We start from the raw sequence: 25437 nt of genomic DNA, 5'->3' as shown, positions 1-25437 counted from the left end.
GGAAACTCCGATCGAACAGCGGTCAGAGGTCGGCAGGCAGCGGCTGCTTCAGCCACTTCTCGGCATTGCGATTCAGGCTGCCATCCGCCTTGGCTTCGTTGATGATCGCGTTGACCTTTTCCAGCAATGCCGGCTCGTGCTTCGCCAGGCCGATGTAGACCGGAGAATCCTTGAGTTTCAGCTTCACCACCGGCACTTTCGTCGGGTTCTTGTCGGCGATCACCGCCATTACCACGCTGCCGCTGGCAATCAGGTCAACCTGGCCGGAGAGGTAGGCGGCGATGGTGGAATTGTTGTCCTCGAAGCGCTTGATCGTGGCGCCCTTGGGTGCGACGGCACTGAGCTCCATGTCCTCGATCGAGCCACGGGTGACGCTGATGGTCTTGTCATCCAGCGCCTCGACCGAGCCAATGGCCGCCTCCGCTGGGCCGAACACCGCCAGGTAGAAGGGTGCGTAGGGGCGTGAGAAATCGATGACCTGCTCACGCTCGGGGTTCTTGCCCAAACTGGAGATCACCAGGTCCACCTTGCCCGTGGTGAGGAAGGGAATGCGGTTGGTGCTGTTCACCGGCGTCAGCGCCAGCTTCACTTCGAGCTTGTCGGCCAGCAGTTGGGCGGTATCGATATCCAACCCACGCGGTTTGAGGTCCGGCCCCACCGAACCGAAGGGCGGGAAGTCTTGTGGCACCGCCACTTTCAATACGCCGCGTTCGCTGATGTCGCTCAGGGCGTCAGCCTGGGCCGCCGGTTGGGTCAGCACGCCCGTGCAGAGAAATGTGGCCAGGAACAGGTTGCGGAAGTTGCGCATGGTGCTTACCTCGGGTACGTGGCAGGTCGATATTCCTGCCGACGCCCGGTGCACAGCCCATGCCATATCCCGCATTGAAGGGCCAACTGAATCGATTAGGCCAGCACTGACAAGGTCTTACTGGTCTGAACAGTCAATGAACTTGTCCGCTCTGTCAGATTCGGATTCGCTTCCATTTCGTGCAACCCGCCAGCCCTTGCGCCACAAGGGGGCGGCACTTGCCGGGCCACCCCGTAAAGCCTTACAAAGGGCAACTCGCTGAACCTACCGGTCTGAACAGCATGCTCGATACCTCCCCCCGCGCCGTACCCGAATATGCCTTGCAGGCCATCCAGAAACTGATCCGCGAAGGTGGCTACCAGGCCGGCGACGCCCTGCCCTCCCAGCGCGACCTCGCCGAACAACTGGGCGTCAGCCGCGCCTCGTTGCGTGAGGCACTGTCATCGCTCAGTGCGCTGGGGCAGATCAGCGTGCAGCCGGGCAAGGGTGTGTTCGTACAGGCAGGTTCGGCGGTCAACGGAGGTGCGACACGGAGCTTCTCCTGGCCCTATGCGGAACAGGTATCTGCCGCCGACACCTTTCAGCTGCGCTATGTACTTGAAGGCTTTTGCGCTGGCCAGGCCGCCATCAGTCTCACGGCTGAAGACATCGACCAGTTGGAGGAAAACGTCGAGGCGATGCGTCTTGAACTGCTCGCGGGCAACTTCGAAGCCGCAACCCAGCTTGATTTCGAGTTCCATAGGCGCCTGCTGGACGCCGGCGGCAACCGCGCGATGCTTCACATCATCACCGCCAGCCAGGACATCTTCCTGGAAAGCCAGAAACTCCCCTTCATTCGCCCGGAGCGGGCCATGGAAACCTGGCAGGAGCACCGCAAGATCCTTCGCCACCTTGCCCGTCACTCCACCGGCCCAGCGCAGAAAGCCATGCAGGAACATATCCGCAATGCGGCCTCACGCACGGGGATCGTGTTTCCCCTGTAGCCAGCCTGAGCCACGGCCCTATGGCCGTTTCGACGGGCCACCTTTGGTCAGATTCGCGCCACTAGCGAAGAAAGGAGCGGATAGTGGGCAGTGGCACGACTATGAGTTCAACCTGGATCAGAGGTGTTCATGAAAAGTCGCACCTTCCCGAAGCACGTGGCCTGGAGTGAAGCCTGCATGAATGGGGACCATGCCTTGGCATTCGTGGCCATCAAACAGGATGTTCCGGAGGCGGAGGCTGCCTTCCACCTCGTTTACGAGGGCTCGCACTTTCCTCGCTTGTCGGAGGCCTGTGCCGCCGCGGAAGACGCGCTGAGCAAACTGGTTCGGATCGACGAGTTCGATACGCCAGTATTCAGCTCGACATCCTGTTAGAGCAGGGCATCGTCGCGCTGGAAGTGCAGGAATGACCCTTTGTAAGCCTCACCACTTCCGAGCAGGCAGTTCGCGCTGCTGATGTGCTGCTCGTACTCCAACTCCCTCATCTCCCGACAGAACTTCGACTTGTTGCTCCGATTGGGGTCAACGATGAGCACGTCGACAACTTCCGCCGAATGCCGATCGATGAAATCGGCAAGCGCTGACGGTTGGTCGCGCTCGTAGATGAGGTCGCTGCCAATGATCATGTCGAACTGCCCCAGATCGGAACTCATCTCCGCCCAATCGGCGGACTGGTACTTGAGCGGTCCCAGGTCGTTCAGGCGCAGGTTCTCATCCAGGAATGTCGGGATAAGCGGGTGGTAATCGCTGGCGGTAATATTGCCGCCGCGTCGATGCACCACCAGGCTCGCCAGCGCCAGGCCGGCACCCACTTCGAGGATACGCTTGCCCTGCAGGTCCATCGTCCGCATCGCCTCGGCCAGCACGAGGCTGGAAGGCCAGACCTGGCCAAACAGTGGCCAGCTTTCCGGCAAAATGCCCCGGTCTTCTGCCTCGTGGTCTGGATCGTGATACTGCTGGTGATCCAGCAGCGAACGTATCTGAAAGTCCATATCACCGACCGAAACGGTCTGGTATTTGACCTGATAACCCAGCATACGGAACTCTCTTGAGAAATGATGAGTGCCGCCGGGTAGACCGGACAGGGTGCTCGAATGCAGAACACCACGGACACAAAGGAGGGGCGGGCTTCTGAATCGACACCCGAATAGATTGAGCTTTGTAGCGTTAAAAAATGAACACCCCAAAAACAAAAAAGCCCCGTTAAACGGGGCTTTTCTTATTCAAGCGTCTTAGACGACTTGAACTTTGTCAGCTTGCAGGCCTTTCTGGCCACGCACTACTTCGAAAGTAACTTGCTGACCTTCGCTCAGGCTCTTGAAGCCAGTGCTTTCGATCGAACGGTAGTGAACGAAGAGGTCGGCACCCTCAGTCGGGGTAATGAAGCCGAAACCTTTCTCATCGTTGAACCACTTAACGGTACCGCTTTGACGATTGGACATCTTTACATCTCCAGAATATTTAACGAGTTCCTGAGAAATTCAGGAAGATACTGAATTGCGAAAATCTAAAACGAATCTAGGAGATGAAGGACGTCAATCAGAGCATCAAACCAGGTATCGAAGTGTCAATTGCAGCGCAGTGGGGACGGACTATACGCGGTCCTTCCTGAATGTACAGGTTTATTTTTCCGGAAATATTTTCGCGGATGAATGGCCTTATTAATCATCTACTTGGCGGTAACGCGAATGGCCATCGATACCAACGCGAAGCCCGCAGCCGGCTGATCAGGCAGATGGAGACGGCACGGCAAATCCTTTCCGATCCACTAGAGTTGAACCAGCACCCGCGATGATCTGCCCAAGGAGGGCTCCAATGCGAATGATCTGTGCCGTTCTACCTCTGCTGGCCTTGGCCGGCTGTTCATCGTTCCGCGCCGATCCCAACCAGGTTACCCAGGTACCCAGCGACCGTTTGCTCGCCTACCAGCAGCCAGTCGAGGGTGGCGGGCAGATCGTGGTGAACCGCGACATGGGTGGCCTCGGCGCCGGTTGCTACATTGCCGTGCTGATCGACCGCCAAGTGGCGGCACGCATTGGCATTGGCGAGGAGGCCAGCTTCCAGGTACCGGCCGGCAATCGCATCGTCGGCATCGGCGTCGACGAGCAGGACGACACGCTCTGCAGCAAGGGCCGTTTGCGCCGCGAGCTGGCGCTGCCGCTGGCCGCAGGGGAAAGCCGGCATTTCCGCATCGTCAGCGAGAATAGAAATGGGTTCGCGATCCAGCGAGACGATCAGTAAGGCGCAGACCTGAGCACTTGGCGTTCCGGCAGACCCGAGCAGGTTGACGATGACTCTCGTCAGCGCCGGGCCAGACTCCGCAATGAAAAAGGCCGCGGACGAGTACTAACCCTGCCACGGCCTGACGCTAAAGCTGAAGCACTGATGACACAACCCTGCTGCCTTGCCCGATCACACCTTGGGAAGGCACGTACCAAGAGCTTCCATGCGCTGGAACTTCCCCGCCCCATACGAGTATTTGAAAGCATAGGGCCCACGTGATGCGGTGCCTTCCCGCTGGTCAGCGATTTGGCTCTTTGGTCGGCCGCAGGGGCGCTCGGTCATTCGCGATGACCGCCACCGGCTTTGCCCTGATGCGACCCCGCGCGTAAGCTTCCGGCTTTTGCACGCTCCAACCATGACGCTTACCGACTTCCTGCTCCTGCTACTTGCCGGCTTCGCTGCCGGCGGCATGAACGCCCTTGCCGGGGGCGGCACCTTCTTCTCCTTCCCCGCGCTACTGGCCAGCGGCCTGCCACCGGTGACCGCCAATGCAACCAATGCCGTTGCCCTCTGGCCGGCCAGCCTGGCGGCGAGCTGGGCGGCGCGGGAGCAACTGCGTCCGCTCGGCCGCTATGTGGTGCCGCTGGTGGTGCTTTCCCTGCTGGGAGGCCTGGGTGGTGGGCTGTTGCTGCTGGCAGGTGGTGACGAAACTTTCCGCAAGCTGATTCCCTGGCTGCTGTTGGCCGCCACACTGCTGTTCGCTGCCAGCCCCTGGCTGAGCAAGCTGATCAACCGCCAGCGTGCAGCTGGCGCCCTGCCGCCTCACGGCCCGCTGGGGAACCTCGCCCACGGCCTGGTGGCCGTTTATGGCGGCTACTTCGGCGCCGGCATGGGCATCCTGCAACTGGCGGCCTTCTCCATCGAAGGGCACCCGCTGCTGCGCGCCAACGCCCTGAAGAACCTGCTGTCGAGCTGCATCTACAGCGTGGCGGTGGTGACCTTCGTGATCGCCGGTCGGGTCAGTTGGGCCGAACTCGCCGTGTTGCTCGGCGCAGCCAGCTGCGGCGGTTACGCCGGCGGCGCGCTGGCCCGCCGCTTGCCCAGCCACTGGCTAAGGATGTTGGTCATCGCGGTCGGCACGGGCATGACGCTGTACTACTTTTATACCGGCTGATCCGCACCGCTCCTGTGGGTGCGAATGACTTCGCGCCCACAACAGGCCCCACCACTGACCACCATCCGCCCCCTTCATTTGCCCGCAGGGTGCGGCTCTGCTAGTGTCGCGCCCGATTCGTCCCCGCGAGACAGCAGTTATGGCCCGCAAAAAAGCCACCCCCGATTTCGAACAGTCCCTCGCTGACCTTCAGACCCTGGTCGAGCGCCTGGAGAGCGGCGAGCTGTCGCTGGAGGATTCCCTCAGTGCCTTCGAGCAAGGCATCCGCCTGACCCGCGAATGCCAGGCCGCGTTGAACCAGGCCGAGCAAAAGGTACAAATCCTGCTGGAGCGCGACGGTCAGCTGGAAGAGGCCCCGTTCGACGCGGACGAGCAGCCATGATCGGTACCTATCAGGCTCGCTGCCAGCAGCGAGTGGATACTGCACTCGACACCCTGTTCGATGCTCCGCGCAGCGAGTTGCAACGCCTCTACCAGGCCATGCGCTACAGCGTGGTCAACGGCGGCAAACGCGTGCGCCCGCTGTTGGTCTATGCCGCGTGCGAAGCCCTCGGCGGTGACATCGAGAAAGCGGACGGAGCGGCCTGCGCAGTGGAGCTGATCCACGCCTATTCGCTGGTCCATGACGACCTGCCGGCCATGGATGACGACGACATGCGTCGCGGCCAGCCGACCACACACATCGCCTTCGATGAAGCCTGCGCCATTCTCGCTGGCGACGGCCTGCAAGCGCTGGCATTCGAAGTGCTGGCCGACCCGGCCCGCAATCCCCACGATGCGCAAACCCGCCTTGCCATGCTCACCAGCCTGACCCACGCCGCCGGCCCCGCCGGCATGGTCGGCGGCCAGGCCATAGACCTTGGCTCCGTCGGCATGAAGCTGGACCAGCAAGCGCTGGAGACCATGCATCGGCACAAGACCGGGGCATTGATCGAAGCCAGCGTGCGCCTCGGCGCCCTGGCCAGCGGCAAGGCCGACGAGGCGTCCCTGAAAACCCTGCACACCTATGCCCAGGCCATCGGCCTCGCCTTCCAGGTGCAGGACGACATTCTCGACGTGGAAAGCGATACCGCCACCCTGGGCAAAACCCAGGGCAAGGACCAGGCCCACGACAAACCTACCTACCCCGCCCTGCTCGGCCTCGACAATGCCAAGGCATACGCCCTGGAGCTGCACGACCAGGCACTGGCGTCGCTGCAGGCCTTCGGTGATGCCGCCGACCCGCTGCGCGCACTGGCCCGCTACATCGTCGAACGCCGCAACTGATTGCATCTATTCGGGGCTATGCCGATTTCGTCACAGCCCCGCATGAAATCGCTCAAGCCGCACTGACACCCGCAGCGCCACCCTTGCTGGGAAATTTCCACAGCAGGGGCAGGCCTCCATGAAGAGCATCCGCGTCATCGATTCGCACACCGGCGGCGAACCAACCCGCCTGGTGATCGAGGGTTTCCCGAGCCTGGGCCAAGGCAGCATGGCCGAACGCCGACGAGTCCTCGCCGAGAAGTTCGACGACTGGCGCGCCGCCATCGTACTCGAACCCCGCGGCAGCGACGTGCTGGTCGGCGCCCTGCTCTGCGAGCCGCAAGACCCGCAGGCCTGTGCTGGAGTCATCTTTTTCAACAACACCGGCTACCTCGGCATGTGCGGCCACGGCACCATCGGTCTGGTCGCTTCGCTGGCACATCTGGGACGCATCCAACCGGGCGTGCACCGCATCGAAACCCCGGTCGGAACCGTCGAAGCGACCTTGCACGAGGACCGCTCGGTCAGCGTGCGCAACGTACCGGCCTACCGTTACCGCAAGGACGTCAGCCTGGAGGTTCCAGGCATCGGCCAGGTCGCCGGCGACATCGCCTGGGGCGGCAACTGGTTCTTCCTGATCGCCAATCACGACCAACGTGTCGCTGGCGACAACCTCGACGCCCTCACCACTTATACCTGGGCCGTGCGCCAGGCCCTGGAGGCCCAGGGCATACGGGGCGAGGACGGCGGCGAGATCGACCATATCGAGCTGTTCACGGAAGATCACGAGGCCGATAGCCGCAACTTCGTGCTCTGCCCCGGCAAAGCCTACGACCGTTCGCCCTGCGGCACCGGCACCAGCGCCAAGCTGGCCTGTCTGGCCGCCGACGGCAAGCTGCATGCGGGCGAGGCCTGGCGCCAGGCCAGCGTGATCGGCAGCCAGTTCGAGGGCCGCTTCGAGTGGCAGGACGATGGCCACGAAGACCGCATCATCCCCACCATTCGCGGCCGTGCCCATATCAGCGCGGAGGCCACCTTGCTGCTGGAGGAACACGATCCGTTCGCCTGGGGCATCCGCCTGTGACAGCTGACGTCATTGTCATCGGCGCCGGCATCATCGGCAGCGCCTGTGCCCATGAGCTTTCCAAGCGCGGCCTGAGCGTGCGGGTGCTGGACAGCGGTCAGGCTGGCGCCACCGGAGCCGGGATGGGTCACCTGGTAACCCTGGATGACAATCCGGCAGAACTGGCCCTCAGCCGTTATTCACTGGATCTCTGGCGGCAATGGGCAGATCAGCTGGACGACGCCTGCGCGTACCGTAACTGCGGCACCCTGTGGCTCGCTGCCAACGAAGAGGAGTTGCACGAAGCGGCACGCAAGGCTGACACGCTCGGCAAGCACGGCATCGCCTGCGAGCTGATGGGTGCGCGTCAGCTCCAGGCTCTGGAGCCACACCTGGCACCCAGCCTCAAGGGTGCCCTGTGCGTGAGCGGCGACGGCATTCTCTACGCGCCCAATGCCGCGCGGTGGCTGCTGCACCAAGGTGGCAGCGCCATCACCCTTGAGCACGCGCGGGTCACTGCCGTCAGTGGCACCCATGTCCAGCTCGAAGACGGTCGCCGCCTCGACGCTGGTGCGGTGATCCTGGCCAACGGCATCCAGGCGCCGGAGCTTTGTCCGGAACTGCCGATCGAGCCGAAGAAGGGTCACCTGCTGATCACCGACCGCTACCCCGGCCAGATTCATCACCAACTGGTCGAGTTGGGTTATGCCAGCAGTGCCCACGCCAGCACCGGTACCTCGGTGGCCTTCAACGCACAGCCGCGCCCTACAGGGCAGATCCTGCTGGGGTCGTCGCGCCAGTTCGACACGCTCGATCCGCACGTCGAAGGCCCCGTGCTCGCGCGCATGCTGGCCAGGGCCCGGCAATACCTCCCCGGGCTCGGCGACCTCAACGCGATCCGCTGCTGGACCGGCTTTCGCGCCACCACGCCAGATGGCCTGCCCATCATCGGCCAGCACCCCGAACAACCGGGCCTGTGGCTCGCCGTCGGCCACGAGGGCCTTGGCGTGACCACCGCACCGGGAACCGCACGGCTACTGGCTGCCGAGTTGTTCGGCGAAAGTCTGCCGCTGTCCGGCGCCGCTTATCGTCCGGGGCGCTTCACCACCGCCCACGCCGTTGGAGCAGAAGGATGATCGAACTCTGTTTGAACGGCCGCAGCCTGCAGGTGGCGACCGGCACCACAGTAGCCGCAGCCCTCGCGCGGGGTGGCGACGGCACCAGCCGCACTTCGGTGAGCGGCCAGCGCCGTGCACCCCTTTGCGGCATGGGCATCTGCCAGGAATGCCGAGTGACCATCGACGGCCAACGCCGCCTTGCCTGCCAGACCCTGTGCCGCGAAGGCATGCAGGTGGAGACTCAAGCATGAAGGTAGACGTCCTCATCATCGGTGCTGGCCCCGCTGGCATGGCCGCAGCCCTGGCTGCCGCCCCCAGCGGCGCAAGCATTGCCGTGCTTGACGACAACCCGGTGCCTGGCGGACAAATCTGGCGCGATGGGCCGCAGGCGCGCTTGTCCGAAAAGGCCAGGCGCTTGCGTCGGGCCCTCGCGGAGGAGCGCAACATCCAGGTACTCAGCGGTACGCGCGTGGTCGCCGTTGCCGGGCCCAGACGGCTTCTGCTCGAAGACGCCGAGCGCGGCGGGTTGATGGGCTACGACAAACTCATCCTCTGCACCGGCGCCCGCGAACTGCTGCTGCCCTTCCCCGGCTGGACGTTGCCCGGCGTCACCGGTGCCGGTGGCCTGCAAGCACTGATCAAGGGTGGTCTGCCGGTGGCTGGTGAGCGCATCGTGGTAGCCGGCAGCGGCCCCTTGCTGTTGGCCAGCGCAGCCACGGCCCGCGCCGCTGGCGCCAATGTGCTACGCGTCGCCGAACAGGCGCCGCTGTCGGCCCTGGCTGGCTTCGCCGCTCGCCTGCCGCGCTGGCCAGGCAAAGTCGCGCAGGCGATCGGCCTGTTCGATGCCCGCTACCGCGCATCCAGCCATGTGCTTGCTGCCTTGGGCAGCGACCGCCTGGAAGCGGTGCGCCTGCAACAGGGCAGTGGGATAGTGGAAGTCCCCTGCGATCGCCTCGCCTGCGGTTTCGGCCTGATCCCCAACATCCAGCTTGGCCAGGCCCTGGGTTGTCGCATCGAGAAGCAGGCCATCGCCGTGAACGACTGGCAGGCGTGCAGCCTGGACGACCACTACGCCGCAGGTGAATGCACCGGCTTTGGCGGCAGCGAACTGGCCATGGTCGAAGGCGCCATCGCCGGCCACGCGGCAGTAGGCAGACGGGATAAAGCCCGCGCACTCTGGCCCAGGCGCCGCCGCTGGCAGGCGTTTGCCGACGCCCTGGCGCAAAGCTTCGAGCTCGACCCAAAACTCAAGAACCTGGCGCAGGCGGATACGCTGGTGTGCCGTTGCGAAGACGTGCCCTACGCCGACCTGGCCAACCGGCGCGACTGGACCGACGCCAAGCTGCACAGCCGCTGCGGCATGGGCGCCTGCCAGGGCCGCGTGTGCGGCACCGCCAGCCAGTTCCTGTTTGGCTGGACGCCACCCGCACCCCGCCCACCGCTGGCGCCGACGAGGATCGAAACACTGCTCTTGCTGGAACAGGAAGAAACCTGACCTGTAGGGTGGGGAACGCTTTACCGACCCACCCTCGCGACTTGGCGGACGCTTGGAGGTGGATGTAAATAGCGCCATCCACCCTACGAACCGACCTGTAGGATGGAGCCACCAATAGAGGCACGTTGCGCCATGAAACTCGAACACCTGCCCCGCACCCGCGACCTGCCCACGCTGCTCGACAGCCTGGAGCAGATCGCGCCGCTGCTGGACGCCATGCCCGATGTGGTGTTCTTCATCAAGGACCCGCAGGCACGTTATGTGCTGGTCAACCAGACGCTGGCCCGGCGCTGTGGCCTGAAGAGCAAGGACGCCCTGCTCGGGCGCACGGCCGAAGATGTTTTCCCCACGCGCTTCGGCCCGCATTACACCGAGCAGGACCGCCGCGTGCTGGGAGGTGGCGAGCCCCTCAGCGACCAACTGGAGCTACACCTTTACCCCGGCCGTCAACCCGGTTGGTGTCTGACCCACAAGCTGGCGCTGCGCGACCAGTTCCAGCAGGTGATCGGCATGGCGGGTATTTCCTATGACCTGCAGGCGCCGCAATCCAGTCACCCCGCGTATCAGAAGCTGGCTGCGGTGGATGCCCATATCCGCGAGCACTATGCGCAGCCCATCAGCCTCGGCGAGCTGACCGTCATCGCCGGGCTCTCCGTGGCGCAGCTGGAGCGCCACTGCAAGCGCATCTTCCAGCTCACCCCGCGGCAGATGATCCACAAGGCACGCCTGGGTGCGGCCTCGCAATTGCTGGCCAGCGATATGCCGATCACCGACATCGCGCTGAACTGCGGCTACACCGACCACAGCGCCTTCAGCCGCCAGTTCAAGGCCCTCACCGGCCTGTCCCCCAGCCAGTATCGCGACAGCTGCCGCTAACGCGGCTAGCCCCTCCTCCCCACCAACTTCCCTTCGCACGGTCGCCCTGCGCGCCGTGCGCGCTCGCGCTCGCTTGCCGCAAACGCCGCTGTGCCGATTTCGTCATGGGCCCGAATGAAATACATCAAGCCGCACAGGCCCTTCCGGCGCGAATCTTGAGCCATCGAATCCACACCAGGAGCTCAGTCGCAAAACCCCAGCCAGGAGAAAACGACCCCCTGGCCAGCAATCGGAAGCACCTTCGCCCATCACTCACGAGGCCCACGATGAAGAACAATAAAGCCCTTGCCCTGACCCTCAGCGCTGTACTTGGCTCGACCCTGGCGTACAACGCCCAGGCCGACAAACTCGACGACATCATCGAATCTGGAAAGCTGCGCTGCGCGGTCACCCTCGATTTTCCACCGATGGGTTTCCGTGACGAGCAGAACGCCCCGGCAGGCTTCGACGTCGACTACTGCAAGGACCTGGCGAAGACCCTTGGGGTTGAGGCCGAAGTGGTCGAAACGCCTTTCCCCGACCGCATTCCCGCGCTGGTCTCCGGCCGTGCCGACGTGATCGTCGCCTCCACTTCCGACACCCTGGAGCGCGCCAAGACGGTCGGCCTGACGATCCCCTACTTCGCCTTTCAAATGGTCGTGCTGACCCGTGACAACGCCGGCATCAAGGGCTACGACGACCTCAAGGGCCGCTCCGTGGGTGGCCCCGCCGGAACCTACGAGGCCATCGCCCTGGAGAAGGACGTCAAGCAGTGGGGCGATGCCAAGGGCGCCTTCCACGCCTACCAGTCGCTGGCTGACGCCGTGCTAGCCCTGAGCCAGGGGCAGATCGACGCCACCACCGTCACCTCCACTGTCGCCTCGTCGCTGATCAAGTCCGGCAAGTACAAGGGCCTGACCATTGCCGGCACTGCGCCCTACGACATCGACTACGTCTCCCTGGGTGCCAAGCGCAACGAGTTCGGCCTGCTCAACTACCTCAACCTGTTCGTCAACCATCAGGTGCGCTCTGGCCGCTACCAGGAACTCTTCACCCAGTGGGTCGGCGGCGATGCGCCGGAACTGACCGCCAACGGGGTGTATCGCTAAACCCGAGGGGCCGGCGCCGGGGGTACGCCTTCGGCCCGGCCGCGCAGAGGAGTTTCGGATGTTCGATTACACCTTCCATTGGCGGTCCGCCTTCATGGCCCTGCCGGACATGCTCGACGGTGCCGTGGTGACCCTGGAGATCGCCGTGCTGTCGATGCTGCTCGGCACCGCCATCGCCATAGGCCTCGCCCTCGGCCAGCAATCGGGCAGCCGCCCGGCCAAGGCAATCGCCTTGGGCTGGGTCTCCATTGCACGCAATACCCCGGCGCTGTTCCAGGTCTACATCCTGTACTTCGGATTAGGCGCTTTCGGCCTGCACATGGGCTCCTGGGTCGCCCTGCTGGCGGGGATCACCTTCAACAACGCCGGCTACCTGGCCGAGACCTTCCGCGGCGGGCTCAATGCCGTGCCCCACACACAACTGCGGGCGGCCCGTTCGCTGGGCATGAGCGCCTTCCAGGCCTACCGGCTGATCGTGATCCCGCAGCTGTTGCGCGTGGTGTTCTACCCACTGACCAATCAGATGGTCTGGGCCCTGCTGATGACTTCGCTGGGTGTGGTGGTAGGCCTGACCAACGACCTCACCGGGGTGGTCCAGGCGCTGAACGTGAAGACCTTCCGCACGTTCGAGTACTTCGCCCTGGCCGCCGTCCTCTACTTCGCCCTTGCCAAGCTGATCGTCCTCGGGGCGCGGCTGATGGCCTGGCGCCTGTTCCGCTACTGAGGAGTCCGGCATGTACACATCGAGCTTCACCTGGAACGACATGCAGTTCCTCCTCCAGGGCGCCTGGACCACCCTCACGCTGACCGCCTGGGCCATGCTCATCGGCACCGTGCTGGGCGTGATCTGTGGCCTGCTGCGCGCTTTGATGCCACGCGCCAGCCTGCCACTGGCCTGGGTCCTGGACGTGTTCCGCAGCGTGCCGCTGCTGATCCAGTTCGTCCTGCTCAATGCCTTCAAGACCATCATCGAGCTGGACTGGACGGCCTTCACCGTGGCCTGCGTGGTGCTTGGCACCTACGCCACCGCCTACTGCGCGGAGATTGTCCGCGGCGGCGTGCTGGCGGTACCGCAGGCCACCCGCCGCGCCGCTCGCTCGCTGGGCATGAGCCACTCCCAGGACCTGCTGCACATCGTCCTGCCCATGGCCACGCGGGTCGCCTTCCCCGGCTGGATCAACCTGACCCTGGCGGTCATGAAGGACACCTCGCTGGTGCTCTGGATCGGCATCGTAGAGCTGCTGCGCGCCTCGCAAACCATCGTCACCCGGCTGCAGGAGCCCCTGTTCGTGCTCGGCATCGCCGGCCTCATCTACTTCGTCATGAGCCTGGTGATCGCCCGCCTGGGCGCCCAGCTGGAAAAAAGGTGGCAGGAAAATGATTGAGATCGACAACGTGCACAAATCCTTCGGCTCGCTCGATGTGGTCAAGGGCGTCAGCCTGACCGTGAACAAGGGCGAGGTGGTTTCGATCATCGGTGGCTCCGGTTCCGGGAAGTCGACCCTGCTGATGTGCATCAACGGCCTGGAGCCGATCCAGGGCGGGCAGATCCGCGTCGACGGTACCGAGGTCCACGCCGCCGGCACCGACCTGAACAAACTGCGGCAGAAGATCGGCATCGTCTTCCAGCAGTGGAACGCCTTCCCCCACCTGACCGTGCTGGAGAACGTGATGCTGGCGCCGCGCAAGGTGCTCGGCAAAAGCCGCCAGGAAGCCGAGGAAATCGCCGTGCGCCAGCTCACCCATGTGGGCCTCGGCGACAAGCTCAAGGTGTTCCCCAACAAACTCTCCGGCGGCCAGCAGCAGCGCATGGCGATTGCCCGCGCACTGGCCATGTCGCCGGATTACATGCTGTTCGATGAGGCCACCTCGGCGCTGGACCCGCAGCTGGTAGGCGAGGTGCTGGACACCATGCGCATGCTCGCCAGCGAGGGCATGACCATGGTGCTGGTCACCCACGAGATCCGCTTCGCCCGCGACGTATCGGATCGCGTGGCCTTCTTCCGCAATGGCCACATCCACGAGATCGGCTCACCGGACCAGGTCATCGGCCAACCACAACGCCCGGAAACCGCCGAATTTCTGAAATCGGTGCTGTGAACTATCGCCCTCACCCCGGCCCTCTCCCCTCGGGAGAGGGGCCGGGGGTGAGGGAGGTTCTTCACCCGCGCACCCACCAAACAGGAGCCACCCATGCGCTCAAGCAAGCTCATCCACGTCGTCAGCTGCCATGCCGAAGGCGAAGTCGGCGACGTGATCGTCGGCGGTGTCGCACCACCACCCGGCACCACCCTCTGGGAACAGTCGCGCTGGATCGCCCGCGACGAAACCCTGCGTAACTTCGTCCTCAACGAGCCGCGCGGCGGCGTGTTCCGCCACGTCAACCTGCTGGTGCCAGCCAAGGACCCACGGGCGCAGATGGCCTGGATCATCATGGAGCCGGCGGACACGCCGCCCATGTCCGGCTCCAACTCGCTGTGCGTCTCCACCGTGCTGCTGGACAGCGGCATCCTGCCGATGACCGAACCGCAAACTCATCTGGTGCTGGAGGCGCCGGGTGGGCTCATCGAAGTCACCGCCGATTGCCGCGATGGCAAGGCCGAACGCGTCACCGTGCGCAACGTGCCTTCATTCGCCGACAAGCTGGACGCCTGGATCGAAGTGGAAGGACTCGGCTCGCTGCAGGTGGACACCGCTTACGGCGGCGACAGTTTCGTTATCGCCGACGCCCAGCGGCTGGGCTTTGCCCTGACGGCCGACGAAGCTGCAGACCTGGCTGCAGCAGGCCTGAGAATCACCCGCGCAGCCAATGAGCAACTGGGTTTCGTCCACCCGCTTAACCCGGACTGGGACCACATCTCCTTCTGCCAGATCGCTGCCCCCGTCAGCCGAGAAAGAGGCACCGCAGGCGCGGCCAACGCCGTGGTGATCCGCCCTGGCAAGATCGACCGCTCGCCCTGCGGCACCGGCTGCTCCGCGCGCATGGCCGTGCTGCACGCCAAGGGCCAGCTGGAGCTGGGCGAAGCCTTCGTTGGCCGGTCCATCATCGGCTCGCAGTTCCATTGCCGGATCGAGGCGCTGACGGAGGTCGCCGGGCACCCGGCGATCATCCCCAGCATCAGCGGCCGCGCGTGGATCACCGGCACCCACCAGCATCTGCTCGACCCCAGCGATCCCTGGCCAGGCGGCTATCGGCTGTCCGATACCTGGCCAAAGGAGCCGGAGGGTAGCGCCATGAGCTGATGCCTCCGCAATCCCGATAACCCGAGCGAATCCAGTGCGCCCAAGCAGCCAGTCCCACAGTGCCGGATTGGCGGGCAGGCTTCGCCCACTCAAAGCCCCAAGATGGAGTTACCCCATGAGCAAGAGCGTCAACTGGAGCGGTGTGTTCCCCGCGGTCACCACCCAATTCAACAGCGATTTCTCCGTGAACCTGGAGGAAACCCACAAGGTCATTTCCAACCTGGTGCGCGACGGCGTGTCCGGCCTGGTAGTGTGCGGCAGCGTCGGCGAGAACACCTCGCTGACCATCGAAGAGAAGATGGCGGTCACCGAAGTCGCCAAGGACGCTTCAGGCGGCCGCGTGCCGGTAATCTGCGGGATCGCCGAATTCACCAGCGCCGGCGCCTGCAAGGTAGCCCAGGCAGTGGAGCGGGTCGGCGTAGACGGCATCATGGTGATGCCGGCGCTGGTCTACTCCTCCAAGCCCCATGAAACCGCCGAACACTTCCGCACCGTGGCCAAGAGCACCGACCTGCCGGTGATGGTCTACAACAACCCGCCCATTTATAAGAACGACGTCACTCCGCAGATCCTGATCTCCCTGGCCGACTGCGAGAACGTGGTCTGCTTCAAGGACTCCTCCGGCGACACCCGCCGCTTCATCGACGTGCGCAACGAGGTGGGTGATCGCTTCATCCTCTTCGCCGGCCTCGACGACGTGGTGCTGGAGAGCATCGCCGTCGGCGCCCAGGGCTGGATCTCCGGCATGTCCAACGTGTTCCCCAAGGAAGGCGAAACCATCTTCCGCCTGGCCAAGGCCGGCCGCTTTGCCGAAGCCATGCCGATCTACGAATGGCTGATGCCGATCCTGCACCTCGACGCCCGCCCCGACCTGGTCCAGTGCATCAAGCTCTGCGAAGAGATCGCCGGTCGCGGCAGCGCCCTCACCCGCCCACCGCGCCTGGCGCTGCAAGGCGAGGACCGCCGCCACGTCGAGGCGATCATGGCCAAGGCCATGGCAAACCGCCCGCAACTGCCTGACGTCGGCCTCTAAGCCACTCGCTGTGATTACGCGGCAGATTCCCTGGTGGGTGCGAATTCATTCGCAAAGGGCTGCGCAGCAGCCCCTCAGGAGCCTCCAGGGCAGACCCTCGGCCTGCTTCGCGAATGAATTCGCCCCCACACAAAAGCCGCTCTGACTTGCGGCCCGGATTGAATCCGGGCTTGCACTAAAACATAGGATCTACGGGCCATCTCCGAGATACGAATGACCATGACATCGCAATCCGGCTTCAACTACATCGGCGGCACCCGCAGCGGCGAGGGTGAGGTGCGGCTGCACAGCCTCGACGCGACGACGGGTGAGGCGCTGCCCGGCGCCTTCCACCAGGCCACCGCCGCCGAGGTGGACGCCGCCGCGCGCGCCGCCGAAGCGGCCTATCCGGCTTACCGGCAGCTGTCGGCGCTGCGCCGTGCCGAGTTCCTCGACGCTATTGCCGCCGAACTGGATGCCCTGGGCGAGTCGTTCATCGCCACCGTCTGCCGCGAAACCGCACTGCCGGCAGCGCGCATCCAGGGCGAGCGCGGCCGCACCAGCGGCCAGCTGCGGTTGTTCGCCCAGGTGCTGCGCCGCGGCGACTTCCATGGCGCGCGCATCGACCGCGCACTGCCGCAGCGCCAGCCGCTGCCACGCCCGGATCTGCGTCAGTGCCAACTCGGCCTTGGCCCGGTGGCCGTGTTCGGTGCCAGCAACTTCCCGCTGGCCTTCTCCACCGCCGGCGGCGACACCGCTGCGGCACTGGCCGCCGGCTGCCCGGTGGTGTTCAAGGCCCACAGCGGTCACATGGCCACCTCGCAATGGGTGGCCGACGCCATCCTCCGCGCGGCGGAGCAGACCGGCATGCCCGCCGGCGTGTTCAACATGCTCTACGGCGGTGGCGTCGGTGAGTGGCTGGTCAAGCATCCGGCGATCCAGGCAGTGGGCTTCACCGGCTCGCTGAAAGGCGGCCGCGCCCTTTGCGACATGGCCGCCGCGCGGCCGCAGCCGATCCCGGTATTCGCCGAGATGAGCAGCATCAACCCGGTGATATTGCTGCCCGAGGCGCTCGCTGCGCGGGGCGAACAGATAGCGGGGGAACTGGCCGCCTCGGTGGTGCTCGGCTGCGGGCAGTTCTGCACCAACCCCGGCCTGGTCATTGGTCTCCGTTCGCCGGCCTTCAGCGCCTTTATCCAGCGGTTCGCCGCGCGCATGGCCGACCAGCCGGCGCAGACCATGCTCAACGCCGGCACCCTGCAGAGCTACATCGCCGGTCTCACCCGCCTGCACGCCCACCCTGGCATCCGCCACCTGGCCGGCCAGCCGCAGCTGGGTAACCAGGCGCAGCCGCAGCTGTTCCAGGCCGATGTCGGGCTATTGCTGGAAGGCGATGAGCTGCTCCAGGAAGAAGTCTTCGGTCCGGTCACGGTGCTGGTGGAAGTGGCCGATCTGGTGCAAGTGCAGCAAGCCCTCGGCGGCCTGCACGGCCAGCTGACCGCCACCGTGATCGCCGAGTCGGGGGACCTGGAGATGGCCGCCACGCTGCTGCCGCTGCTGGAGCAGAAGGCCGGGCGCCTGCTGCTCAACGGCTATCCGACCGGGGTGGAAGTCTGCGATGCGATGGTTCACGGCGGCCCGTACCCGGCGACCTCGGATGCCCGTGGCACCTCGGTGGGCAGCCTGGCCATCGCCCGCTTCCTGCGCCCGGTGTGCTACCAGAACCTGCCGGACGCGCTGCTGCCGGATGCCCTGAAGAACGCCAATCCGCTGGGCATCGCCCGCCTGGTGGACGGTGTGACCACGCGGGACGCCTTGGGCTGAGTGGTGTCGGCAAGCCCCAGGCAATCCCGATTCGCCCTGGCTCAGGCCGGGGCTTTTTTTGCTTTCGTCATGCTTTCCCGCGGAACGACACCATCGCGTCGTTTCGACACCCGGAATCAGGTGCACGCGACATCGACCGGCAAAAGACAATGCCGGTCATCAATTCAAGGCAAACTTTGGGCGAGTAAAAATAGCTTCTGCCACCACGCCAGGAGTGGGTAAGTGATCTATCGTTTCACCACCTTTCCCCGGAGAACTACCGCATGCGCGCAAACAAGTGGCTAATGGGAGGAACCCTGGCGGCAGCCTTGATCCTGAATGGCTGCACTTCGCATACAACCAGCCAGGAGCAGTATTCTGGCTTCCTTTCGAGTTACGACGATCTGAAAGAGGTCAAGACAAGTTCAGGCACTACCGTGCTGCGCTGGACGGCACCGAACTTCAACCCGAGCAATTACTCTGGCCTGATCTACCAGCCGATCAATTTCTACCCACCGCCCAAGCCGACCGAGCAGATCAGCAATGAAACACTGACATCGCTCCTTCAATATACCAACGAGCAAATTAGCCAGGCGCTGGCGAGCCGGCTGCCACTAACCACCACCCGCGGGCCGGGCACGCTGATCTTCAAGGGCGCCATTACCGGTGTGTCTACCGCTACCGAAGGCCTCAAGCCGTATGAAGTGATCCCGATTGCGCTGGTCGTCGCCGGAGCCATGACAGCGACCGGGCACCGTGACCAGAATACCGAGCTGTACCTGGAGGGCGAATTCATCGATGCCTCGACCGGCATGTCGATGGCCCGCGTGGTCCGCAAGGGCTTCGGCAAGACGCTCGACAACGACGAGCAGCAGGTCACCCTGGATGACCTGAAGGCGATCGTGAACGACATGGCAAAGGACATTCGCCTCTACCCCTGAGCCAACCAACCGCATGTCCGGGTCGAAAGGGCGGACATGCGGTTCCTACTGTTTTCGAATCGTCGGACGTGGCAGCAGTAGCTCGCCCCCAGGAGCGGCCCCTCAATGCCCAAGCGCCAACCTCCAGGTCCTACGCCCCCGACGCCGTCCCGAAATCTGCAAAATCTATGGCTGAGCATCAGCCTGCTGCTTCTGGCGGGCGTTGCGGCAGCGGCCTGGTGGTGGACGCAGCCAGTGATACGCGCCCCCTCCGCCGCCCCTGCCCCCGCACACTGGGTCGCAGAGAACAGTTGCCAGGGCTGCCACACCGCACAGTTTCAGGACTGGCAAAAATCGCACCATCGGCTGGCAATGCAGGTCGCCTCTTCGCAGACCGTGCAAGGCGACTTCACCGCCCCGCCGCTGCGCAACGAGGTGGACAGCATTAGCTTCCTGCAGAAGGGCGACGAGTTTTGGGTAAACACCACGGGGGCCGACGGCAAGACTGCTGACTTCAAGGTTGCCTACACCTTCGGCTTCGAGCCGCTGCAGCAGTATCTGGTCGAACTCCCCGGTGGCCGGCTGCAAGCCCTTCCCGCGGCCTGGGATGTCGAGAAGAAAGCCTGGTTCCACCTGTATCCGGAGCAAGGCATCGACTACCACGACCCGCTTCACTGGAGCGGAGCGCAGCAGAATGCCAATTTCATGTGCATCGAATGCCATACCACGGGCTACCAGCGTCGCTTCGATCCTGCCAAGCAGGTGTTTGACAGTCATTGGCAGGCCCTCGGAGTCGGTTGCCAGGCCTGTCACGGCCCCGCTTCCAACCACCTGCAATGGGCACGGCAGGAGCCCCCTGCCAACACGGCCGGATACGGTTTCGAGGTCAGCCTGAGGGAGGCTGGTAACCAGCGTGAAGTCCAAACCTGCGCACGCTGCCACAGCCGTCGTGCCGCCCTGGATGATGGTTACCAGCACAAGCACACGCTGCTCGACGACTACCGCCCCAGCACGCTGTCCCCCGTGCTCAACGAAATCGACGGCAAGATCAAGGAAGAAGTCTTCGAGTACGGCTCCTTCGTGCAGAGCCGCATGCATGCCGCCGGCGTTCGCTGCTCGGATTGCCACAACCCCCACAGCGGCCAATTGCGTATCAGCGGTAACGGCGTCTGCAGCCAGTGCCATCACCCTGGCGGCACGGTCATCCGCGCCGAAATCCAGGTTGGCGGGCTCAAGGCCGCCGATTACGACTCGCCCGAACATCACGGTCACCCACAAGGTTCAACCGGCGCGCAATGCACCAGCTGTCACATGCCCGGCAAGTTCTACATGGTCAACGACTTCCGCCATGACCACAGTTTCAGCGTGCCCAACCCGGCGCAAGCGCTCGAACTCCAGCACACGGACGCCTGCCTGGGATGCCACCGCGACAAGGCACCCGAGCAAGTAGTCGAACAGTTCAAGGCCTGGTATCCCCAGGCCAGTGCACGTGATGGTGGCTATGCCCTGGCCCTGCACAAGGCACGCAAGGGTCTGCCGGGTGCCGGCGAGGCGCTTCTGACGCAACTGGCCCGACCCGATTTGCCGGCCATCCGCAAGGCCACGCTGCTAGCCGAGCTCCCCGCCTACCCCTCGCCACTGGCACAGCAAGCAGTCTTGCGCTTGCTGCAACACCCTGCACCAGCGGTGCGGATTGCCTCGCTCGAGGTGCTTCCCGACCTGGCCAGTCCTCAACTGCAAGCCCAGGCCCTGGCCGTGCTGTTGCGCGACCCGACGCGCGCAGTACGTTTGGCAGCCGCCTGGCAACTGGTGCAGCTGCCCGTCGAGTTCCACCAGGGCCTCGCCAGTTGGCCTGCAGCGATTGCCGAGTATGAGCAGGCCCAGGAGAGCCAGCGTGACCGGGCCGAGGCCCTCGTCAACCTGGCCATGCTTTATCAACTGAGCAATCGCACGGCACAGGTCGAGCCCACATTACGTGCCGCTGTGCAACGTGACCCGCACTTCCATCCGGCCACCGTGCTGCTTGCTCAGTGGCGAGAACAGCAAGGGGCGAGCACCGAGGCACTCCAGATGCTGCGGGACAACAGCGCACGCTACCCCAAAGAGGCGAGCTACCCGCATGCCCTGGGCCTCACCCTGGTTCGCCAAGGTCAGCACACACAAGCGCTTGAAGCGCTGCGCAAGGCCCATCAGCTTCAGCCAGACAACCATGACTACCTCTACGTGCTGGCCATTGCACTGCATGACACCGGCCAGCCTGCCGAAGCCATCGCCCTGCTGCACCAGCAAGTCGAAGCGCACCCTGAGCAACGCCGCCTGCGCCTGGCACTGATCGACTACCTGCTGCAGGCGGGACAGTCGCAGCAAGCCCGTGAACTGGTCGAGCAGCTTGGCCAGCTGAATCCTGGCGATCCCTCGTTTGCCCAACAGGCGAGGCGTTGAGCGGCTTGCAGGCGCTCAGGAGACCATCAGACGCCTGCGAGGGAAATCACTGGCACTTGATCCAGATCAAGTCCGATCGCGTGAACAGCAGAAATCTCGTCTAGATTCAACCGATGAGCGGGGATCGGCAGTACCGGGTCCGAAGTACGCATGTTCAACCCTACTGCTATCCACAGGAGTGATCGCAATGGAACTTCGCCAGGCGGTGGCACTGTTGGGCCTGCTCCCAGCGCTCTTTGCATCCTTGGTTGTTGCCCAGACCGACAATGACAAGCTCGACCGTACCACCCTGCCCATCCCCGAACCCAAACGACCGCTGTACACCGAACTGGACGTACGCAAGGCCAAGGCCCCGCCGCAGGTCCAGGTCAAGGCGCCGGCAGGCGCACCTAACGTAATCATCGTCCTCGTCGACGATCTGGGCTTCGGCGCCACCAGCACCTTCGGCGGGCCGATACCGACCCCAACGCTGGATCGCCTGGCGCAGAACGGGTTGCGCTACAACAACTTCCACACCACAGCGCTTTGCTCACCAACGCGTGCGGCGCTGAAGTCAGGCCGCAACCACCACACGGTGAACATGGGGTTCATCACCGAGATGGCAACAGGCTTTCCGGGCAACACCGGACAGATCCCGAATGCCACGGCACCGGTTGCAGAAATGCTGCGTCTGAACGGCTACAGCACCGCTGCATTCGGCAAGTGGCATGAGACGGCCGTCTGGGAAGCCAGCGTTTCCGGTCCCTTCGACCGCTGGCCAACGCACCAGGGCTTTGACAAGTTCTATGGCTTCATCGGTGGAGAAACCAACCAGTGGGCGCCGTATCTCTATGACGGCGTGACACAGGTCGAGCTCCCGGATGACCCCAGCTATCACTTCATGACGGACATGACGGACAAGGCGGTGTCCTGGATCAAATACCAGAAGGCCCTGACGCCGGATAAGCCGTTCTTTGTCTACTTCGCACCGGGCGCCACCCATGCCCCACACCATGTTCCCAAGGAGTGGATTGCCAAGTGGAAGGGCAAGTTCGACATGGGCTGGGACAAGCTGCGCGAGGAAACGCTGGCCCGCCAGATCAAGATGGGTATCGCTCCGCCGGGTACCCAGCTCGCGCCGAAACCGGCCGCCATAAAGGACTGGGAGAAGCTCTCCGCTGACGAGCAGCGTCTGTTCGCCCACCAGGTCGAAGTGTTCGCCGCCTACCTCGACTTCACCGACCACGAGATCGGCCGCATGCTGGAAGCTGTCGAGGCGACCGGCCAGGCCGATAACACGCTGGTCTTCTACATCGCCGGCGACAACGGCACCAGCGGCGAGGGTGGCGAAAACGGCATGTTCAACGAATACACCTACTTCAATGGTGTACACGAGGAGGTGCCCGACCTCCTGAAGGTCATCGACAAGTGGGGCAGCCCCGAAACCTACCCCCACATGGCGGCGGGCTGGGCAGTGGCACTGGACGCCCCGTTCGGCTGGATGAAACAGGTCGCCTCGGACTTCGGCGGGACGCGCAACGGCATGGTGGTGCACTGGCCGAAAGGCATCAAGGCGAAGAACGAGATTCGCACCCCATTCAGCCATGTTATCGACGTGGCGCCGACCATCCTCGAGGCGGCTGGATTACCTGAACCCAAGTCGGTCAATGGCACCCCCCAGATTCCCATGGAAGGCACCAGCCTGATGTACAGCTTCGATGACTCCAAGGCGAAGGAACGGCACACCACGCAATACTTCGAAATCAACGGCAACCGCGCCATCTACCACGATGGCTGGTTCGCCCGCACCATCCACCGAGCGCCCTGGGAAAGAACTCCGCGCGGCCCGCTGGAAAGCGATACGTGGGAACTGTACGACGTGAAAAACGACTTCAGCCTGACCAAGGACCTGGCCGCCCAGCAACCCGCCAAGCTCAAGGAACTGCAAGCGGTGTTTCTCAAGGAAGCCGAGGTGCACCATGTGCTGCCGATCGACGACCGGTCGCTGGAGCGCGGCATCGCCTCGGCGGTGGGTCGGCCAGACCTGATGGAAGGGCGAACCTCGCTGGTGCTGGGCGAAGGCATGACGGGGATGATGGAGAACGTCTTCATCGATGTGAAGAACAAATCCAAGACCATCATCGCCGAGGTCGACGTACCGCAAGACAATGTCAATGGCACGCTCATCGCCCAGGGCGGGCGCTTCGGTGGCTGGTCGCTGTACGTCAAGCACGGCGTGCCCGCCTATGACTACAACTTCCTCGGCATGCAGCGCTATTCGCTTGCTGCCAGCAAACCTCTGCCCTCTGGCAAGGCCGTCATCCGTTTCGACTTCGCCTATGACGGTGGCGGAATGGGCAAAGGCGGGATGGGCACCCTTTATATCAACGATGAGAAGGTGGCCGAGGGGCGAATCGAGCATACGCAACCGATCATGTTCTCTGCGGATGAGACGGCGGATATCGGGGTCGACCTGGGCACACCGGTAGTCGAGACCATCGGCTCCGAACGTGGTTCCGCCTTCACCGGACAAATCGACAAGGTCACGGTCCAGGTGCACTAGGCAAACTTCGCGGGCCGGGCACATCACCCGACCCGCGGTGTACTGGCAGCTCTACTCCGAACCCTGCAAGGAAGAACGCCATGTCCAGCCCGTCGAAGTGGCCCATCCGCAGTGCCCTCGGCAGCCTTGCCCTGCTGCTGCAATCGCCGGCCATGGCCGGTGGCCTGATGCTTTATGAAATCGGCACCGACAACGTTGGCCTGGCCAATGCTGGCGCTGCCGCCCGCGCCCAAGGTCCCAGCACCCTGGCAAGCAATGTCGCCGGCCTCATATACCTGCCGGGTACACAGATCACAGCGGGCGCCCAGATGCTGCACGGCAACCTGGAGTTTTCACAGGATGCCGGCAGCAACATCCCGGGCGGGGACAGCGGCAACGCCATGGAGTGGGCCCCAGGCGGCAGCCTGTTCGTCAGCCACCAACTGGACGAGCATTGGTACGTCGGCTTCGCCACCTACGGCGACTTCGGGCTCAACATCGACTACGACGACGACTGGTCCGGCCGATATTTTCTGCAGGATGGCGAACTGATCGGCATGACGTTATTGCCCAGCCTCGCCTATCGACTCGATGATCACTGGTCGTTCGGCCTCGGCCTGCGCGCCATGTACGGCATGATCGACAGCATGCTGGCGGTGGACAACAACCCCTTTGACATTCTCGACCGTCCCGATGGCTCGCTCGAATACAGCGACAATGACTGGGGCTACGGCGTCAACCTGGGGGTAATCTATGAGCCGCAGCCGGGTACTCGCATCGGGGTGACCTACACCAGCGAAATCGACCTCGACTTCGAGGACAGCCTTAACCCTGAAGGCCTGGACCGCGGCGTTGCCACCGTGCTCGCCAATCGTGGTGTACTCGGCGCCAATACCCAGCTCGACATGCAGGTTCCGCAGACCCTGACTGTCAGCCTCTACCATGCCCTGAATCCTGATTGGGCGCTCTTGGCCAGCGTCGGTTGGCAGGATTGGTCGACCTTCGGCGAAATCGGTGTGCAACTGGATACCGGCGATCCTCGCGAAACCACCCTGGATGCGAACTACCGCGACACCTGGCACCTGTCCCTAGGCACCCAATACCAGGCCACCCCGCTATTGCTGTTGAACTTCGGCGCGGCCTACGACAGCTCGCCGGTCAGTGACCACAACCGCACCCTGACGGTACCGATGAGCGAAAACTGGCGTCTGGGCACCGGGGTGACTTATGCCCTGGACAAGCAGACCTCCTTCAACCTGAGCTATGAGATGGTGTGGATGGGCGACATGCCGATTACCCAGGAAAAGGCTTTTCCGCCGAACGACCCGAAGCGTGTCTCCGGAGAGTTCGAAGACGCCTGGATTCAGGCCCTGAGTGGCAGCATGACCTGGCGTTTCTGAGCGACAACAGTCGCCGCCACACA

Annotated in this window: 25 protein-coding genes; 22 read left to right on the top strand and 3 right to left on the bottom strand. The window is 63.9% G+C overall.

Features of this window, described 5'->3' with window-relative positions:
- Nucleotides 1–22 precede the first annotated feature (22 nt).
- Nucleotides 23–808, bottom strand: coding sequence for a transporter substrate-binding domain-containing protein (locus tag J7302_RS18260; RefSeq protein ID WP_215377853.1), 786 nt, complete (start codon nucleotides 806–808; stop codon nucleotides 23–25).
- A 281-nt stretch (nucleotides 809–1089) separates the two neighbouring features.
- Between J7302_RS18260 and J7302_RS18255 the strand changes: the two genes are divergently transcribed.
- Both J7302_RS18255 and J7302_RS18250 read left to right on the top strand, forming a co-directional pair.
- Complete coding sequence (locus J7302_RS18255) at nucleotides 1090–1791, top strand: FadR/GntR family transcriptional regulator (RefSeq protein WP_215377851.1); 702 nt, start codon at nucleotides 1090–1092, stop codon at nucleotides 1789–1791.
- Nucleotides 1792–1920: 129 nt separating this feature from the next.
- Nucleotides 1921–2166, top strand: coding sequence for a hypothetical protein (locus tag J7302_RS18250; RefSeq protein WP_215377848.1), 246 nt, complete (start codon nucleotides 1921–1923; stop codon nucleotides 2164–2166).
- Here the strand turns inward: J7302_RS18250 and J7302_RS18245 are convergent.
- A complete protein-coding gene (locus tag J7302_RS18245) occupies nucleotides 2163–2828 on the bottom strand; it encodes a class I SAM-dependent methyltransferase (protein ID WP_251702135.1) in 666 nt (221 codons plus the stop codon). The genes J7302_RS18250 and J7302_RS18245 overlap by 4 nt on opposite strands.
- A gap of 195 nt (nucleotides 2829–3023) precedes the next feature.
- Complete coding sequence (locus J7302_RS18240; RefSeq protein WP_215377846.1) at nucleotides 3024–3233, bottom strand: cold-shock protein; 210 nt, start codon at nucleotides 3231–3233, stop codon at nucleotides 3024–3026.
- A gap of 373 nt (nucleotides 3234–3606) precedes the next feature.
- Here J7302_RS18240 and J7302_RS18235 point away from each other — a divergent pair, with 373 nt between their 5' ends.
- The 20 genes from J7302_RS18235 to J7302_RS18140 all read left to right on the top strand — a co-directional run bounded on the left by J7302_RS18235 (nucleotide 3607) and on the right by J7302_RS18140 (nucleotide 25414).
- On the top strand, nucleotides 3607–4032 hold the full coding sequence (locus tag J7302_RS18235) for a 3-isopropylmalate dehydratase (protein ID WP_215377843.1): 426 nt from the start codon (nucleotides 3607–3609) through the stop codon (nucleotides 4030–4032).
- Between the two features lie 397 nt (nucleotides 4033–4429).
- On the top strand, nucleotides 4430–5188 hold the full coding sequence (locus J7302_RS18230) for a sulfite exporter TauE/SafE family protein (protein WP_215377841.1): 759 nt from the start codon (nucleotides 4430–4432) through the stop codon (nucleotides 5186–5188).
- A 139-nt stretch (nucleotides 5189–5327) separates the two neighbouring features.
- Complete coding sequence (locus J7302_RS18225) at nucleotides 5328–5570, top strand: exodeoxyribonuclease VII small subunit (protein ID WP_215377839.1); 243 nt, start codon at nucleotides 5328–5330, stop codon at nucleotides 5568–5570.
- A complete protein-coding gene (gene ispA / locus J7302_RS18220) occupies nucleotides 5567–6454 on the top strand; it encodes a (2E,6E)-farnesyl diphosphate synthase (RefSeq protein WP_215377837.1) in 888 nt (295 codons plus the stop codon). Before J7302_RS18225 ends, ispA begins: the two co-directional genes overlap by 4 nt.
- A gap of 118 nt (nucleotides 6455–6572) precedes the next feature.
- A complete protein-coding gene (locus tag J7302_RS18215) occupies nucleotides 6573–7517 on the top strand; it encodes a 4-hydroxyproline epimerase (RefSeq protein ID WP_215377835.1) in 945 nt (314 codons plus the stop codon).
- Nucleotides 7514–8632, top strand: a complete 1119-nt coding sequence (locus J7302_RS18210; RefSeq protein ID WP_215377832.1) for an NAD(P)/FAD-dependent oxidoreductase — start codon at nucleotides 7514–7516, stop codon at nucleotides 8630–8632. Before J7302_RS18215 ends, J7302_RS18210 begins: the two co-directional genes overlap by 4 nt.
- Nucleotides 8629–8865 carry a (2Fe-2S)-binding protein gene (locus tag J7302_RS18205; RefSeq protein ID WP_215377830.1) on the top strand — a complete coding sequence of 79 codons (237 nt, stop codon included), beginning with the start codon at nucleotides 8629–8631 and terminating at the stop codon, nucleotides 8863–8865. Before J7302_RS18210 ends, J7302_RS18205 begins: the two co-directional genes overlap by 4 nt.
- Entirely contained in the window at nucleotides 8862–10109 is a 1248-nt protein-coding gene (locus tag J7302_RS18200; protein WP_215377828.1) for an NAD(P)/FAD-dependent oxidoreductase, read from the top strand. Before J7302_RS18205 ends, J7302_RS18200 begins: the two co-directional genes overlap by 4 nt.
- Nucleotides 10110–10241: 132 nt before the next feature.
- Complete coding sequence (locus J7302_RS18195) at nucleotides 10242–10985, top strand: AraC family transcriptional regulator (protein ID WP_215377826.1); 744 nt, start codon at nucleotides 10242–10244, stop codon at nucleotides 10983–10985.
- A 266-nt stretch (nucleotides 10986–11251) separates the two neighbouring features.
- Nucleotides 11252–12073 (top strand): ABC transporter substrate-binding protein, encoded by an 822-nt coding sequence (locus J7302_RS18190; RefSeq protein ID WP_215377824.1) that lies wholly within the window; start codon nucleotides 11252–11254, stop codon nucleotides 12071–12073.
- A 58-nt stretch (nucleotides 12074–12131) separates the two neighbouring features.
- The gene (locus tag J7302_RS18185; RefSeq protein ID WP_215377822.1) at nucleotides 12132–12797 is read left to right on the top strand and encodes an amino acid ABC transporter permease; all 666 of its coding nucleotides are present in this window, start codon (nucleotides 12132–12134) and stop codon (nucleotides 12795–12797) included.
- A 10-nt stretch (nucleotides 12798–12807) separates the two neighbouring features.
- Nucleotides 12808–13458: an amino acid ABC transporter permease gene (locus tag J7302_RS18180; RefSeq protein WP_215377820.1), complete on the top strand. Its 651-nt coding sequence runs from the start codon at nucleotides 12808–12810 to the stop codon at nucleotides 13456–13458.
- Nucleotides 13451–14173 (top strand): amino acid ABC transporter ATP-binding protein, encoded by a 723-nt coding sequence (locus J7302_RS18175; RefSeq protein ID WP_215377818.1) that lies wholly within the window; start codon nucleotides 13451–13453, stop codon nucleotides 14171–14173. The genes J7302_RS18180 and J7302_RS18175 overlap by 8 nt, the downstream gene beginning before the upstream one ends.
- A gap of 93 nt (nucleotides 14174–14266) precedes the next feature.
- Complete coding sequence (locus tag J7302_RS18170) at nucleotides 14267–15316, top strand: trans-3-hydroxy-L-proline dehydratase (RefSeq protein ID WP_215377815.1); 1050 nt, start codon at nucleotides 14267–14269, stop codon at nucleotides 15314–15316.
- Nucleotides 15317–15431: 115 nt separating this feature from the next.
- On the top strand, nucleotides 15432–16349 hold the full coding sequence (locus J7302_RS18165) for a dihydrodipicolinate synthase family protein (RefSeq protein WP_215377813.1): 918 nt from the start codon (nucleotides 15432–15434) through the stop codon (nucleotides 16347–16349).
- Between the two features lie 219 nt (nucleotides 16350–16568).
- A complete protein-coding gene (locus tag J7302_RS18160; protein WP_215377810.1) occupies nucleotides 16569–18152 on the top strand; it encodes an aldehyde dehydrogenase (NADP(+)) in 1584 nt (527 codons plus the stop codon).
- 263 nt (nucleotides 18153–18415) lie between these two features.
- On the top strand, nucleotides 18416–19072 hold the full coding sequence (locus J7302_RS18155; RefSeq protein ID WP_215377808.1) for a DUF3313 domain-containing protein: 657 nt from the start codon (nucleotides 18416–18418) through the stop codon (nucleotides 19070–19072).
- Between the two features lie 351 nt (nucleotides 19073–19423).
- Nucleotides 19424–21493 carry a tetratricopeptide repeat protein gene (locus J7302_RS18150; protein WP_251702134.1) on the top strand — a complete coding sequence of 690 codons (2070 nt, stop codon included), beginning with the start codon at nucleotides 19424–19426 and terminating at the stop codon, nucleotides 21491–21493.
- A 187-nt stretch (nucleotides 21494–21680) separates the two neighbouring features.
- Nucleotides 21681–24035 (top strand): arylsulfatase, encoded by a 2355-nt coding sequence (locus J7302_RS18145; protein WP_215377804.1) that lies wholly within the window; start codon nucleotides 21681–21683, stop codon nucleotides 24033–24035.
- An 80-nt stretch (nucleotides 24036–24115) separates the two neighbouring features.
- A complete protein-coding gene (locus J7302_RS18140; protein ID WP_285899558.1) occupies nucleotides 24116–25414 on the top strand; it encodes an OmpP1/FadL family transporter in 1299 nt (432 codons plus the stop codon).
- Nucleotides 25415–25437: the final 23 nt, after the last annotated feature.

The organism is Metapseudomonas boanensis (assembly GCF_018704125.1).
GTDB lineage: Bacteria > Pseudomonadota > Gammaproteobacteria > Pseudomonadales > Pseudomonadaceae > Metapseudomonas > Metapseudomonas boanensis.
Note: the sequence above shows the minus strand (reverse complement) of the source record. Positions and strands in the feature narration are given on the sequence as shown.

Coding starts and splice junctions, on each gene's coding strand:
- J7302_RS18255 (WP_215377851.1), top strand. CDS start 1,090: ATGCTCGATACCTCCCCCCGCGCCGTACCCGAATATGCCTTGCAGGCC.
- J7302_RS18195 (WP_215377826.1), top strand. CDS start 10,242: ATGAAACTCGAACACCTGCCCCGCACCCGCGACCTGCCCACGCTGCTC.
- ispA (WP_215377837.1), top strand. CDS start 5,567: ATGATCGGTACCTATCAGGCTCGCTGCCAGCAGCGAGTGGATACTGCA.
- J7302_RS18140 (WP_285899558.1), top strand. CDS start 24,116: ATGTCCAGCCCGTCGAAGTGGCCCATCCGCAGTGCCCTCGGCAGCCTT.
- J7302_RS18185 (WP_215377822.1), top strand. CDS start 12,132: ATGTTCGATTACACCTTCCATTGGCGGTCCGCCTTCATGGCCCTGCCG.
- J7302_RS18230 (WP_215377841.1), top strand. CDS start 4,430: ATGACGCTTACCGACTTCCTGCTCCTGCTACTTGCCGGCTTCGCTGCC.
- J7302_RS18260 (WP_215377853.1), bottom strand. CDS start 808: ATGCGCAACTTCCGCAACCTGTTCCTGGCCACATTTCTCTGCACGGGC.
- J7302_RS18190 (WP_215377824.1), top strand. CDS start 11,252: ATGAAGAACAATAAAGCCCTTGCCCTGACCCTCAGCGCTGTACTTGGC.
- J7302_RS18150 (WP_251702134.1), top strand. CDS start 19,424: ATGCAGGTCGCCTCTTCGCAGACCGTGCAAGGCGACTTCACCGCCCCG.
- J7302_RS18170 (WP_215377815.1), top strand. CDS start 14,267: ATGCGCTCAAGCAAGCTCATCCACGTCGTCAGCTGCCATGCCGAAGGC.
- J7302_RS18180 (WP_215377820.1), top strand. CDS start 12,808: ATGTACACATCGAGCTTCACCTGGAACGACATGCAGTTCCTCCTCCAG.
- J7302_RS18200 (WP_215377828.1), top strand. CDS start 8,862: ATGAAGGTAGACGTCCTCATCATCGGTGCTGGCCCCGCTGGCATGGCC.
- J7302_RS18240 (WP_215377846.1), bottom strand. CDS start 3,233: ATGTCCAATCGTCAAAGCGGTACCGTTAAGTGGTTCAACGATGAGAAA.
- J7302_RS18155 (WP_215377808.1), top strand. CDS start 18,416: ATGCGCGCAAACAAGTGGCTAATGGGAGGAACCCTGGCGGCAGCCTTG.
- J7302_RS18160 (WP_215377810.1), top strand. CDS start 16,569: ATGACATCGCAATCCGGCTTCAACTACATCGGCGGCACCCGCAGCGGC.
- J7302_RS18175 (WP_215377818.1), top strand. CDS start 13,451: ATGATTGAGATCGACAACGTGCACAAATCCTTCGGCTCGCTCGATGTG.
- J7302_RS18225 (WP_215377839.1), top strand. CDS start 5,328: ATGGCCCGCAAAAAAGCCACCCCCGATTTCGAACAGTCCCTCGCTGAC.
- J7302_RS18145 (WP_215377804.1), top strand. CDS start 21,681: ATGGAACTTCGCCAGGCGGTGGCACTGTTGGGCCTGCTCCCAGCGCTC.
- J7302_RS18165 (WP_215377813.1), top strand. CDS start 15,432: ATGAGCAAGAGCGTCAACTGGAGCGGTGTGTTCCCCGCGGTCACCACC.
- J7302_RS18235 (WP_215377843.1), top strand. CDS start 3,607: ATGCGAATGATCTGTGCCGTTCTACCTCTGCTGGCCTTGGCCGGCTGT.
- J7302_RS18205 (WP_215377830.1), top strand. CDS start 8,629: ATGATCGAACTCTGTTTGAACGGCCGCAGCCTGCAGGTGGCGACCGGC.
- J7302_RS18215 (WP_215377835.1), top strand. CDS start 6,573: ATGAAGAGCATCCGCGTCATCGATTCGCACACCGGCGGCGAACCAACC.
- J7302_RS18245 (WP_251702135.1), bottom strand. CDS start 2,828: ATGCTGGGTTATCAGGTCAAATACCAGACCGTTTCGGTCGGTGATATG.
- J7302_RS18250 (WP_215377848.1), top strand. CDS start 1,921: ATGAAAAGTCGCACCTTCCCGAAGCACGTGGCCTGGAGTGAAGCCTGC.